The organism is Streptomyces sp. NPDC058620 (assembly GCF_042717135.1).
Classification (GTDB): domain Bacteria; phylum Actinomycetota; class Actinomycetes; order Streptomycetales; family Streptomycetaceae; genus Streptomyces.
Window position 1 is genome coordinate 111,592 of record NZ_JBHXQO010000011.1, and the last position, 12,810, is coordinate 124,401.

Annotated in this window: 10 protein-coding genes and 4 pseudogenes; 5 read left to right on the forward strand and 9 right to left on the reverse strand. The window is 68.7% G+C overall.

The annotated features are described in order from the left end of the window. Positions 1–88: 88 nt before the first annotated feature. Positions 89–649: an HAD domain-containing protein gene (locus ACFWSK_RS14335; protein WP_383784817.1), complete on the forward strand. Its 561-nt coding sequence runs from the start codon at positions 89–91 to the stop codon at positions 647–649. Positions 650–745: 96 nt separating this feature from the next. Here ACFWSK_RS14335 and ACFWSK_RS14340 read toward each other — a convergent pair. Then, positions 746–928 (reverse strand): annotated as a pseudogene (locus ACFWSK_RS14340) (transposase family protein); the annotation flags it as partial. Positions 929–1,255: 327 nt separating this feature from the next. Here ACFWSK_RS14340 and ACFWSK_RS14345 point away from each other — a divergent pair. Next, on the forward strand, positions 1,256–2,131 hold the full coding sequence (locus ACFWSK_RS14345) for a nuclease (protein ID WP_383784820.1): 876 nt from the start codon (positions 1,256–1,258) through the stop codon (positions 2,129–2,131). A 273-nt stretch (positions 2,132–2,404) separates the two neighbouring features. Here ACFWSK_RS14345 and ACFWSK_RS14350 read toward each other — a convergent pair. The 6 genes and pseudogenes from ACFWSK_RS14350 to ACFWSK_RS14375 all read right to left on the reverse strand — a co-directional run. Continuing rightward, positions 2,405–2,557 (reverse strand): annotated as a pseudogene (locus ACFWSK_RS14350) (transposase family protein); the annotation flags it as partial. A gap of 491 nt (positions 2,558–3,048) precedes the next feature. Next, positions 3,049–3,484: pseudogene (locus ACFWSK_RS14355) on the reverse strand (IS5 family transposase); the annotation flags it as partial. A gap of 96 nt (positions 3,485–3,580) precedes the next feature. Next, positions 3,581–3,751 (reverse strand): hypothetical protein, encoded by a 171-nt coding sequence (locus ACFWSK_RS14360; RefSeq protein WP_383784823.1) that lies wholly within the window; start codon positions 3,749–3,751, stop codon positions 3,581–3,583. A gap of 73 nt (positions 3,752–3,824) precedes the next feature. Then, positions 3,825–4,804 (reverse strand): annotated as a pseudogene (locus ACFWSK_RS14365) (IS5 family transposase). A gap of 61 nt (positions 4,805–4,865) precedes the next feature. Continuing rightward, positions 4,866–5,234: a hypothetical protein gene (locus tag ACFWSK_RS14370; RefSeq protein ID WP_383784826.1), complete on the reverse strand. Its 369-nt coding sequence runs from the start codon at positions 5,232–5,234 to the stop codon at positions 4,866–4,868. 263 nt (positions 5,235–5,497) lie between these two features. Next, positions 5,498–6,028: an SMI1/KNR4 family protein gene (locus ACFWSK_RS14375; RefSeq protein WP_383784829.1), complete on the reverse strand. Its 531-nt coding sequence runs from the start codon at positions 6,026–6,028 to the stop codon at positions 5,498–5,500. 448 nt (positions 6,029–6,476) lie between these two features. Here ACFWSK_RS14375 and ACFWSK_RS14380 point away from each other — a divergent pair, with 448 nt between their 5' ends. Next, positions 6,477–7,889, forward strand: a complete 1,413-nt coding sequence (locus ACFWSK_RS14380; protein ID WP_383784832.1) for a family 2B encapsulin nanocompartment shell protein — start codon at positions 6,477–6,479, stop codon at positions 7,887–7,889. 202 nt (positions 7,890–8,091) lie between these two features. Further along, complete coding sequence (locus ACFWSK_RS14385) at positions 8,092–9,282, forward strand: MFS transporter (protein WP_383784835.1); 1,191 nt, start codon at positions 8,092–8,094, stop codon at positions 9,280–9,282. A gap of 49 nt (positions 9,283–9,331) precedes the next feature. Here the strand turns inward: ACFWSK_RS14385 and ACFWSK_RS14390 are convergent, their stop codons facing one another. Both ACFWSK_RS14390 and ACFWSK_RS14395 read right to left on the reverse strand, forming a co-directional pair. Further along, positions 9,332–10,546 carry an alpha/beta hydrolase family protein gene (locus tag ACFWSK_RS14390; protein WP_383784838.1) on the reverse strand — a complete coding sequence of 405 codons (1,215 nt, stop codon included), beginning with the start codon at positions 10,544–10,546 and terminating at the stop codon, positions 9,332–9,334. Positions 10,547–10,827: 281 nt separating this feature from the next. Further along, positions 10,828–12,027, reverse strand: coding sequence for a serine hydrolase domain-containing protein (locus tag ACFWSK_RS14395; RefSeq protein WP_383784841.1), 1,200 nt, complete (start codon positions 12,025–12,027; stop codon positions 10,828–10,830). 447 nt (positions 12,028–12,474) lie between these two features. Between ACFWSK_RS14395 and ACFWSK_RS14400 the strand changes: the two genes are divergently transcribed. Then, entirely contained in the window at positions 12,475–12,801 is a 327-nt protein-coding gene (locus ACFWSK_RS14400) for a GYD domain-containing protein (RefSeq protein WP_383784843.1), read from the forward strand. Positions 12,802–12,810 lie beyond the last annotated feature (9 nt).

A 12,810-nucleotide genomic window follows, 5' to 3' on the forward strand; every position in this document is an offset into this window, starting at 1 on the left:
GCAGGCACCCGGACACCCGGCCTCCCTCCCCGGACACCAGTCCAAGCCGCGAGGGGGATGAGGGCAGCAGAACAGCTATCGTGCGGGCGTGACCGGCTCTGCACCACGTCCACTGCTCTTCCTCGACATCGACGGACCACTCATTCCCTTCGGCGCTTCACCGGAGCAGTATCCGGATGGCTACCCGGCCTATCGGCCGGCTCACGGAGTCGCGATGGCCGCCTCGAATCCGCTGCTGGCCAGGATCAACCCCGAGCACGGACCACGGTTGATGGCATTGCCCTGCGACCTGGTCTGGGCCACGACCTGGATGCACGAGGCGAACGAATGCGTCTCGCCCCGGATCGGCCTGCCGCAGTTGCCCGTCGTGATCTGGCCGGAGCCATCCGCCGCCGACGAGCGAGCCGAGCGGGCCGGGTTGCACTGGAAGACGCGCACTCTCGTGGCCCGGGCAGCGGGACGCTCATTCGCCTGGGTGGATGACGAGATCACCGACACCGATCGAGCCTGGGTGCACGCCCACCACCAAGGACAGGCCCTGCTCCATCGCGTCGACCCGGTACATGGGCTCACCGACGCCGACTACGAGGCTCTCGGGACGTGGTTGCACCAGGCTTCCGGCACACCGTCACCCCGCAGTCGAACGTGAATCGGTCCCAGGAGCCGAGGCGCTCCCACGCACCGGGAACAGCCAGCAACCGAGCCGGGCCCGCTCATGCCCAGTCACAGTGAGCCTTTTCCATCCTCACTCTGAGCTGGTCAGATGAAGGGTCAGGACGGCCTGGACGAGTTCGGTGATCCGGGAGGTCGAGCACCGTAGTTTGCGGAGGAGTCGCCAGGACTTGAGGGTGGCGATGGCCTGCTCGACGAGCGCCCGGATCTTCGCGTGGGTCCGGTTCACCGCCTTCTGGCCTGGGGACAGGGTCTCCTACCGTCCCCAGCGAGGCAGCGGCCCAGTTCGGCGACGTACGGGGCGTACAGAGGGCCCCGTACGCCGTCGTCGGCGCCATCGTGCTCAACCACAGCGGCGACTGGCCGCTCTGGGAGCTCCACAGCCTGGACGGTCTGCTGGCCGCGGAGTGCTGCGGGCGGTGAGAACCCCGTGAGCGCCCGGTGGTGGTTCAACGTCTCCCTTCGCAGACGTTGAACCGCCAACAGGACCCCCGGGCGCCGCGGACGCATAGTGAGGAGAGGCCGTGCGGCGTCCGTCCGCGCATTTCTGGCCGCTACCAGGCGTCCGTGAGGAGGCCCCCTCATGCCGTACACCCGCATCCAAGGCGAATTCCGGATCGTGGGGACGAGCCCCGACGGGGACACGGTCCGGTTCTACCCGGACGACCCGGCGGTGTGGGACACGATCCCCTGCCCGGTTCCCATTCAGATCCGCGGCCCCGGCGGAGCCAATCTGCGCCTGGAGGGCATCGACGCCCTGGAGACGCACTTCGATCCCCCCTTCGTCGGCGGGGGCGTGCTGCACCAGCCCAAGGCGCAGGCCGAAGGGGCGGCCGCCGAACTGCTGCGCCTCCTCGGGTTCGACCCCGTACAGCGCACTCCGAGCGGGAAGGTCAAGGCCCCGACCAACCCCGCCGCCGTCCGCGGATACGTCCTGACCCGCGGCGGTGACCCGCTCGGCCGCTGCATCGCCTTCACCGGGCCCGGAGCAGGACCCGACGCCGATGCCGATGGCAGCGTCTTCTTCACGTCGGCCATGCTGCACGAGACCGTCAACCACAAGCTGCTCGCCAAGGGCTTCGTCTACCCGACCTTCTACCGGTCCCTCTTCCCCGACCTGCGCAACGACATGACCGCGACAGCGCACAAGGCCCAGGCCGACAGCGAGGGTCTGTGGCCGCTCGACAAGACTCAGAAGCCCACGGTAGTCGTGGGCCCTCCGGAGGTCAGCAAGGACGTCATCCTGCCCAAGTTCTACCGGCGGCTCGGCGAGTACGTGCTGCTGAACGACGGAGACCCCGACCTCGGCGGTTTCGTGGCGTTCCTGCGCCGCAAGGCCGACACGTTTACCATCCTTTCCACCGGGCACACCAGCACCGGCCTCGACCTCATCATCGAGGTCAACGACAGCAAGGTCCGCTGGACCCACGACATCGAGGACATCGTCTTCGACGACTGAGCCCGCGGACCGAGTGGACCCGCAGACCGAGCGAGCGGGCTCGCCCGGTGCCCGCGCACCGGGCGAGCCCGTGCACCGGCGGGAAGGAGACATCCGGAACGTTCCGGCTGGAGATGGACAAGCGGCTCGCCCCGGTCTGCCGGTCACCGTCCCCAGCCCCCGGCGGCCCTCAGCCGAGTCGAGCGAAACGGCCGCGCAGCGGGGCCGGGATGACGACCGCGCCGAGAGACCTCGCTGGCTACGGCGGGACCTGGTCAGTGTGGGCCCGGCGCCGGCTCGTTCGAGCGTGGGTGCCAGGGCGGCCAAGAGGTCGACGGCTTTGGTGCTGTATCGGTAGGCCGTGGTCGTGCCGATGGCGAACCCGGCTGCGAGCTGGGCATAGGGATGCCCGTTGCGCAGGTGAGCGAAGGTGAGCAGGGCCTGTCGGCAACTGCCGCACACGCTCAGCAGGTTGAAGAAGGCTCAGTGGCCGATCGAGCAGCAAGGGGAAGCCTTCTGCGACGACGCGAGTGCGATCCGTGCCGGTCAGGCCGTAGCGTGCGGGAAAGAGCAGCTTCAACCGGCACCGGATACAGGTCTACGACGAGGACCTGCCCGCACGTGTCCGGCACACGCATGTGCGGTCCTGCCTCGCCCACTCCGCTCCCCTACCGCTTCCGGGCCACGTATCACCACCCCTGGCTCGCTGACGGGCGTGCGTATGCCAACAGTCGCCGAGCGGCCGAAGCCCGTGGTGGCTCGACAGGTGAACGCAAACGAGTCCTGGCGAGGCCGGCAGCGTGGGTGGGGGAACACCGCTCACTGTCCCGAGCGGACCATGCACCCTGCCGAGCCGCTGCCCGGAGGTGGTCGAGCGAGTGCTCCGCTCATCGGCCAGTCGATGGCCGTACCACCGCCATCCGCGGTAACTGACCGTTTCAGAATGAGGTTCGGAGTCGTCTCAAGCAGATGATGCGGCAGGCGAGTTGAAGCAGGCCGAGGTGCAGGTCGGCGCGTACCTCGTAGCGGATGCGCAGGGGCTTGAACTGGTGGAGCCAGGCGAAGGTCCGCTCGACCACCCAACGGGTCTTGCCCAGACCCGAGCATGGGCGACGCCGCGACGGGCTATGTGCGGCTTGATCCCACGCTTCCGCAGCAGGCGCCGGTACTTGTCGAAGTCGTAGCCCGGTCGGCGAACAGCCTGCGTGGCCGCGTGCGCGGGCGTCCGCGCAGGCCCCGGATCGGTGGGATCGCGTCCAGGAGCGGCAGGAGCTATGTGACGTCATGGCGGTTGCCACCGGTCAGCGTGACGGCGAGCGGAGTGCCGTGCCGGTCGACGATCAGGTGATGCTTGCTGCCCGGTCGGCTCCGGTCGGGTCGGCAGACACTCAAGAGAGTCTGGCCGACGTGTTGTCAGATACTGGCCGAACTACCGGTGTCGATGCGACTGGCGGCAGCGGCCGGTCGGGTTCAGCGCCAGCCTCCGTGGCGAGGTTCCACACACTCGCCGAACGGTGGATCGAACTCTTGCCCGTCGTCGTCGGTCACGATGTAGTCCGGTTCGGTCTTCGAGGCGGCTGCGTGCAACCGGATGACCAGGTCAGCGACAGGCACGATACGCAGCGACAGGGCTGCGGCCACCTGGGCAGCTTCGTTGTCGATGTCGGGGTTGTGCTTGTCACGGGACCGTTCTAGGGCCTGTGTGATGTCGTGATCATTCGGCGGTCTTGATCAGGTCGTCGATCCAGATCATTGCGGCCCGGAGGTGGAGGCCGGCGAGGTAGCTTTCGGGTGTCTTGTCGTAGCGGGTGGCGATGCCTCGCCAGGCCTTCAGCTTGTTGATGAGGCGTTCGACCGTGTTCCGCTCCTTGTAGAGGTCGGCGTCGTGGCTGACGGGACGGCCGCCACGTGCACCCTTCTTCTTCCGGTTGGCGGCCTGATCCCGCTTTTCCGGGATGACGGCCTTGATTCTGCGTCTGCGCAGGTAGGAGCGGTTGCCGCGGGACGAGTAGGCCTTGTCCGCGGCGACCGCGCCGGGCCTGGTGCGGGGACGGCCGACAGGCAGGCGGACTCTCACCCTCGCGAGCACGGGGATGAATTGCGGGCTGTCCCCGGCCTGCCCGACGGTCAAAACCAGGGCGAGCGGACGGCACCTGCGGTCGGCGGCGAGGTGAATCTTGCTGGTCAGTCCTCCCCGGGACCTGCCGAGCAGGGCTTCCTTCAGGCGGAGCTTGCGTCTGCGCCGGATACGCCGGCGCTCGGCCTGTCCGTTCTGTTCCTCCGGTCCGCCCCCTTTTGCCGGGCTGTTACCTGCTCTTGCGCGGCTTCTTCCAGGGCCTCCATGAGGTGCTTGCTGACGCGCATCCCTGCCGCGTCATGGTGGGCACGGACCGTGGTGGAATCCACACTGACCAGCGACAAGTCTGCTCTGCCCGTGCGGGCCCCCTCGGCGATCAGGCCTTCCAGCAGGGCGGTGAAGACACCGGCGTCCCGCCAGACGCGGAAGCGTCCGTAGACGGTGGCCCAGGGGCCGAACTCGGCAGGCATCTCCCGCCACTGGGCACTGGACCGGAACCGCCAGATCACCCCCTCGAACTGCTCCCGCAACCGCTGCGGGTACGGGCCGTACCTACCGATCGGCAGGTACGGCTCGATGAACTTCCACTGGGCATTGGTGAGTTGCCTGCGCGTCACGACCACAGTCCTACCGGATTCCGCCCCTCGAGGAGGACGGAATCCAAGAATGATCACGACATCACACAGGCCCTAGATGTTGGGCGGAGATCTGCATGATTTCCACATCGCCACCGCCCGAAAACGCCAGGCAGTCCCGCCACTCCAGCCCGATGATGATCTCCAGTGCCTCCGCGAGGTCATCGGCGAGCAAGCCGCCTTCCCCTTCGGAACTCGCGAACACCACCGGTCGGCGTCCGTCCTGCTCAGCACACAGGAAGTACGCCCCACCGGCAGATTCCCCAGCGATCACCTCCAGCGGCGCACCGGAGGAAAGTCTGAAGCCCTCGCCGTAGTGCTTCCGGTGGATGTCGAAGCCGAACGACCGCAGCAGCAGATCGATCTCCGGGGTGGTCTGGATCAGGTCGAGCAGATGATCACTTGAGGTCATGGCATGGACGATAGCGAGTGCCGCTGACGTGTCAGCGGCAGGGCGATCAGCGCGCGCCCGTGTTCGGCCGTGGCACGACCTCGATGATGGCGCACTCCACATCCGCCATGGAGGTCAGGCCGCGCTTGCACCCAAGCGGTCGCAACTCATTCTGAAACCACTAGTAAGTCGGGCTTCCCCGGCGCTACTTGACCCCCGGCGGAACGTGTCGTACGACCGGAGTGGGCGGACACAGACCGGACGCGATGAGGCGGGCACCCCGCTCACAGCAGGCCCGTGCTCTGGTTCGGGCTGTCGGCACCAAGGTTCTCAGCGCAGGTGAGCCGCTCCACGAACGTCGTGAAGTCCGCAGCGAGCGCGAGTTCCGTCTCCTCGTCCGCGTCGAACCACGTCAGCGACGGCTCGCCCTGGCGGCCGCACTCCCGGTAGTCGAGCGCGATCCAGGAATGCCCGTCACCCGAGACCAGGACGAGAGAGGACGGTAGTTCCCACTCCCCCACCAGATAGGGCGTGTCCAGCAGCGACGACTGGTTCTCGCGCCGGCCGATGCCCATCACCTCGTCGAGAGAAACGTGGTCCTCGCTCCATGACGTCGGCGCCGTGGTCGGGAACGCGTTCCATCGGGACGCCACCACGCCGCCATTCCGGATGCGCAGGATCTCCAGCAGTGAGGAGGGCAAACGGACGCCGAGCTCGGCCTCCGCCTCCTGGACGGCGGCGTCGGTCAACGGTGGCTGGACCTCCTCGAAATCCCTGTCCCAGAACGTCGCCTTGACCTCGTCGAATCGAACCATGGTCGCATCCTAGGGTCCTTCAAAGGGACGCTCTGCAGGCCGCTCACTCCCCCGCGTATTCGTCGATCCGCTGGTGACGCGGGCCGGGTGACGGGAGGCCGTACGGAGTCAGAGCGATGACTCCGGTCCCCCGCGAGGGTGTGCCCGGGCCGATCAGCTCGGCTCGCGTTGTGCTCAGGACAGGCCAGGGCGGGCGACCACGCCACTCACCGGGCGCCCTCTCCGCCAGTGGCTCGAATGCAGTCGTTCGTCCAGATAAACCCGCGCGGAGCGAGATCACCGCTTCGAGTACTGCCATCGGGCTCATCGGGCGGGCCGGGCGTAACGGCCTTTACTGTTCCACGAGTTCTGTACCAACTCCGTCGGACGTTTACCCCCTGCTTCCCCATGCACCGCGTGTCGTCGCGCCTACACCGATGAACCACCCTTGCGAAGGAGAGCTGTCCCCATGACCGTTGAGACCAGCCCGGAAGCACAATTAGACCCTCCCCCGCAGTCCAGCCTGAGCACGGCAGCCGCCCGCAACCTGGCCACCACGACCAAGTCCGCCCCGCAGATGCAGGAGATCACCTCCCGCTGGCTGCTGCGCATGCTCCCCTGGGTGGAGACCAAGGGCGGCGCCTACCGGGTGAACCGCCGGCTGACGTACACCGTCGGCGACGGGAGCATCGAGTTCGTCCAGGACGGGACCGACGTCCGGGTGATCCCCCGAGAGCTCGGCGAACTGGCACTGCTGCGCGGTTTCGAAGACGTCGACGTGCTGACCGCGATCGCCGACCGGTGCGTCCAGCGCGACTTCCGTGCCGGCGAGGTGCTGGTCGAGCGCGGTACCCCCGCCGGGCAGATCCACCTGATCGCCCACGGCCGCATCAGTCAGAACTCCGTCGGCAAGTACGGCGACGCGGTCGACGTCGCCGTACTCGCCGACGGCGACCAGTTCGGGGAGAACGCGCTTCTGGACGCCGACGCCAGATGGGACTACACCGCGACCGCCGAGACCTCCGGCACACTACTGACCCTGTCCCGGACCGACTTCGCCGCAGTCCTGACCTCGGCGCCGAGCCTTCAGGCGCACATTCAACAGTTCAGCTCGCTCCCCCTCCAACGCCAGAACCGGCATGGCGAGGCCGAGATCGCGATGTCTGCCGGCCACGTAGGCGAAGTCGCGCTGCCCGGCGCCTTCGTCGACTACGAGCTCAAGCCACGCGAGTACGAGCTCTCCGTCGCACAGACCGTGCTGCGCATCCACACGAGGGTCGCGGACCTCTACAACGGGCCGATGAACCAGACCGAGGAGCAGCTCAGGCTCACCATCGAGGCGCTGCGGGAGCGCCAGGAGCACGAGCTGATCAACAACCGGGAGTTCGGTCTGCTCCACAACGCCGACTTCAAGCAGCGGATCCAGACCCACTCGGGCCCTCCCACCCCGGACGACCTGGACGAGTTGCTCTGCCGCCGGCGGGGTACGAAGCTCTTCCTCGCCCACCCGAAGACGATCGCGGCGATCGGGCGCGAGCTCAACGCCCGCGGGATCTACCCGGACCACGTCGACGTCGGCGGACAGCAGGTCCATGCCTGGCGCGGGGTCCCGATCCTGCCCTGCAACAAGATCCCCATCACCAAGGAGCAGACCAGCTCGATCCTCGCCATGCGAACCGGTGAGGACAACCAGGGCGTCATCGGTCTGCGTCAGACCGGCCTGCCGGATGAGTACGAGCCGGGCCTGTCGGTGCGCTTCATGGGTGTCAGCGAGCAGGCGATCCTCTCGTACCTGGTCACCACCTACTACTCCGCCGCCATCCTCGTTCCCAACGCACTCGGCGTGCTGGAGAACGTGCAGATCGCCCGCAGGCACGACTAGAGGTCCCAGATGTCTTCAACACCGAGCGGTCCGTAAACACTCTCGCAGCTGTTCGCGTGGTCGAAGGCCGCGGTCAACCGCGGCCGTCGACCACGCCGGGTCCCTCGACTCCGATGCGGAGATACGTGCCGTCACCCGGTAGCGGCGGCGCTTCCGGCACGTCGCTCAGGCAATGGACGGTTCGAGGGCTAGCGTCGTTTGCATGGACGGTGATCGTCGAGCGTGGCGCCGGTGCGAGCTCGGCGGGGCGGTGTTTGCCGTGTGCATGGCCGGCACCACCCTGCCGACCCCGCTGTACGGCCTCTACCAGGAGAAGTTCGGCTTCTCCGAGCTGTTGGTCACCGTGGTGTACGCCGTGTACGCCTTCGGGGTCATCGGTGTCCTGCTGCTCGCGGGCAACGTCTCGGACGCCGTGGGCAGGAGGCCGGTACTGCTGTGCGGCCTGGGACTCGCGGCGGCGAGCGCCGTCTGCTTCCTGTCCGCCACGGGGCTGGGCTGGCTCTACGCGGGGCGTCTGCTGTCGGGGCTGTCCGCCGGCCTCTTCACCGGGGCCGCCACGGTGTACGTGATGGAGCTGGCCCCGCCGGGCGGTGCCTCCCGGGCGACGTTCGTCGCGACCGCCGCCAATATGGGCGGTCTCGGTTGCGGTCCGCTGCTCGCCGGTGTGCTCGCGCAGTACGCCGCCTGGCCGCTGCACCTCCCCTTCGCCGTACACCTCACCCTGGTGGCCGGCTCGGCCGCCGTCCTGTGGTGGCTGCCGGAGACCGTTCGCGAGCGGCGACCGCTGAGCACCGTACGACCGCAGCGACCCGGCCTGCCCCCACAGGTGCGGGTGGTGTTCGGCCCGGCCGCGACCGCCTCGTTCGTGGGGTTCGCCCTGTTCGGGGTGTTCACGTCCGTCAGCCCGGCGTTCCTCGCCCAGTCCCTGGACGTGGACAACCACGCCGTGAGCGGCGGCGTCGTCGCGCTCGCCTTCTTCGCATCGACCGCGGGCCAGCTGGCGGTCGGCCGGGTCGGTGCGGACCGGTCACTGCCGCTGGGCTGCGCCGGGCTTCTCGCCGGTCTCGCACTGCTCGCTGGCGCTCTGCACTGGGACCTGCTGCTGTTGGTGGTGCTGAGCGCCCTCGTCGGCGGGGCCGGGCAGGGGCTGGCATTTCGCGGGGCACTGTCCGCGGTGACCGGGGCTTCTCCTGCGGACCGTCGTGCGTCGGTGGTCTCCACGCTGTTCGTGGTGGCGTACACGGGCATCTCGGTGCCGGTGATCGGGGTGGGGGTGTTGACCGGCCCGATCGGTCTGGAGGGAGCGGGGCTGGTCTTCATCGCCTGCATGGCCGCCCTGGTCTCGACGGCCGCTGTCTACCTGCTGCGGAACCCTGTGCGGGCCGGCACGTGAGCACCCGGGCACGGGAGCAGGTGCCGACGTACCTCTGGTCGGCGGGTTGTCAGGCCAGCACCCGGTCCAGCCAGTCGAACACCCGCTGGTTGTAGCGCGAGCGGTTCCAGCTCTCGCAGTGCCCCTGCGCGCCCTCGGCGGCGGAGAACCGCACCAGCGTCTTGGGACACGTGAGGGCCTGATACAGCTTCTCGGCCTGGGCGGCGGTCGGGTCGCCGTCGCTCAACGTGAGCAGGGTGGGGCAGGAGATGTTCGCGGCGACCTCGGAGAGCCGGTAGCGGTCCATCTCGACGACGTACTCGCCGAGGCTCTTCAGCCCGTGCACCCACAGTCCGCGCTGGACCAGCCGCCAGCGCATGGCCGGAGACTCGACCAGTGGCGCGAGGTGGGGCTCCAGTTCGGCGGGGTCAACGTCCGGCAGACGGTCCTTCATCTCCTGAGGCAGCGGCAGGACGGCCCGGAAGTTCTCCAGCTGGTCCCACTGCCCGGGGTCGGCGACGAGGGCGGCCACCCGCGAATCCCCACCGACGCCGCGCGGGGCGAGGTAGCCGCCGAAGCTCCAGCCAACGACGGCGAGCCGGTCGGCGTCCACCCCGGGCAGCGTGACCGCGTGATCGATCACCGGGCGCAGTACGGACTCCCAGTCCGGACGCATGGTCAGGCCCTGTCCGACCAGGGCCAGTCCCTGACCCGGGCCGTCGACCAGCAGGCAGTGGTAGCCGCGGCGCGTCGCGGGCCGGGCATGGGCCCAGTACATCTCGTGGACGTTGGAGTCGTAGCCGTTGACCGCGAGGACGGTCGGGCGGGGCGGCCCCTCCCCCGCCGGCCCCTGGGCGGGACCCTGCGCCCGGCACAGGTAACCGTCCAGGAACGTCCCCTCGAAGGGCACCCTCACGGGCTCCAGCGGCGGGTCGGACATTGCCGCGAAACGGGCGAAGCATTCCCGCTCGCGCGTGGCCGCCTCGGTGAGCCGAGGGTCCACCGGAGCGCCGTACAGCGGGTAGTAGGCGATACGGAAGTACGTGGAGGCCCGCAGGTACGCCTCGCGGGAGCTGACCCCGTGGCCGCCTTCCGCGCTCTCCTCGGCCCACCCTCGCACCATCGCCGCCGTCGCCATCCACTCCTCGTACCAGCTGTCGGCGTCGCCCTCCGTGATCCGCTGCGCGGTCAGGGCGCATTCGCCGTACTCCGCGCCCCCACCGGTGATCGTCATCAGAGCGCGCTCGGCGAACATCTGGAACAGGGGGTGGTCGAACAGCCGCATGGGTGCTCCCGGAGGTCGGTTCGGTCCCGCCGAGCTCAGCCGCGCGGGGAAGAGTGTCGCGACGATGGTTGGTGGTCAGCTCGGTGGCCGGCGCCGTGCCGTCGGGTGGCGCCGGAGCGTAGCCGTGCTGCCGCCGGGGCGTACCGGGGTACGCCCCGCCAGGCATCCGGATCCCATGAGGCCCGGAGCGTCACCCGAGCCCGCGCCCCCGAAGGAGGACGCGCAGGGGCCCGGCCACGGGGACGCGACCGTCGACTCCACGGCCGGGCTCCCGAGCCTCCCTAGCGCGGAGGGACCGGGCGGTCGTACACGTTGTTCGGCGTCACGATCTCGGTGATCGCCCGGGCGAGCGGCGAGGACGGTTCCTGGCCCTGGGAGGAGATGTCCGTGTTGAGCATGAGCACCAAGGTCGCCTTCTGCGCGGGCAGGTAGACGGTCACGGTCTCGTATCCCGGGATGGAGCCGTTGTGGCCGATCCAGCCGCCGGTCTCGAAGATGCCGAGGCCGTAACTCGTGCCGGGAAAGCCCGTCGGCAGCATCTTGAGCCGCTCGGCCTGGGCTTCCGGGCTGACGAGCGTGCCGGTGGCGACGATCTTCGCCCAGCGGCGCAGGTCGTGCAGGTCCGAGATCATGGCTCCGGCCGCCCAGGCCCAACTGGGGTTCCAGTCCGTGGAGTCGGCGACCTCACCGCTCAGAGTCTGGTCGGTGTACCCGCGTGGGTGCGGTTCGGGGAACTCCGCGCCAGTCGGGAACAGCGTGTGGCGCAGGTGGGCCGGGCGGAGCACCCGCCTGTCGATGAAGTCGGCGAGGCGGTGACCGCTGACCTTCTCGATCACGAGGCCGAGGAGGATGAGGTTGCTGTTGGAGTACTGGAACTGCTTCCCCGGGGCGAAGGTGTTCTTGTGCTTGAAGCCGTACGCGAGCAACTCCTGCGGCGTGAACGTACGGCTCGGGTCGCTCATCAGATCGTGCTCGAAGCCGGCGTCCGCGCTGTACGGGAACAGGCCGCTGCGCATCTCGGCGAGATGACGCAGCGTGATCCGGTCGCCGTTGGGCACACCGTCGATGTAGGCGGAGATCGGGTCGTCCAGCCGGATCTTGCGGTCGTCGACGAGCTTGAGCAGCGCGGTGACCGTGAAGGTCTTGGTCTCGCTGCCGATCCGCACGAACATGTCGGTGGTCATCGGCCGGCGGGTGGCTGTGTCCGCGACACCGGTCGCGCGGACATAGCTTCCCTTGCCCGGCATCCACAGCCCGACGACGGCGCCTGGGATGCCGGCCTGTCGGCGGACGTCCTCGATGGTCTTGTCGAGCCGGGCGGTCAGCTCGGGCCCCAGACCGCCCGGCGGGCACTCGACCTTGTCGTGCCGGTCGACGCCCCCGGCGTGGACAGCCGTGGCGGGAGTCATCGACATGGGGGCGAGCACGGACGCCACGAGCAGGGCCGCAGCGAGCAGACGACGGGGTGGGGTACGTCGCATGTCGGACGCCTTCCGGGTCGGGGGGCTTCGGACGACAACAGCACCATCCGGCCTTGGCCGTGGTCCCCCCGGCCAGTACGCGTTCAGGCGAGTCCACTCGTTCGGAGCCACCCGGAGTTACGGAGGCGGCCCCGCCCCCGTCAGTAGAGACGGATGGCGTCCCCTGTACCGGGAGACGCCCCTGGGTCTGCCGTTTCCCGCTGCCTCGATCGCCCCGCGGACCGTCCGGACCTCGGACCGGGACGGGAGGCGCGAGCGGGCCTGTCGCTGGCCATGCCCAGCGCGCGCTACGACTCCCGCGGCCTCCCGTCGCTGGTCGCGACCCTCAGCGGCTTCCGCTGTGGGCCGTGGCGGTCATCTTTCCCGGGTTTTCGGGGAGCCGCGAGCCACCCGGGCCATGCTCCCGCCCAGCGTTGGCATCCCTTGACGAAACGAAAGAGAGAAATGATGACGCTCTATCTGTCGAAGTTCAGCTACACGCCGGAAACGTGGGCGAGGCTGACCGACCACCCCGAGGACCGCGCAAAGGCCGCTCAGTCGTATATCGAGTCCGTCGGTGGGAAGCTCCACGGCTTCTGGTACGCCTTCGGCGAGCACGACGGCTACTGCCTCTGGGAAGCTCCGGACAACGTGTCCATGGCCGCGGTCGCGCTGGCGATCAGTGGAGGTGGCGCACTCAGTTCGTTCGAGACGACCGTCCTCCTCAGCGTTGACGAAACGCTGGATGCCCTGCGGAAAGCCAAGCAAGTCCAGTACCGGGCTCCTGGCGCGTAGTGCTTCCGC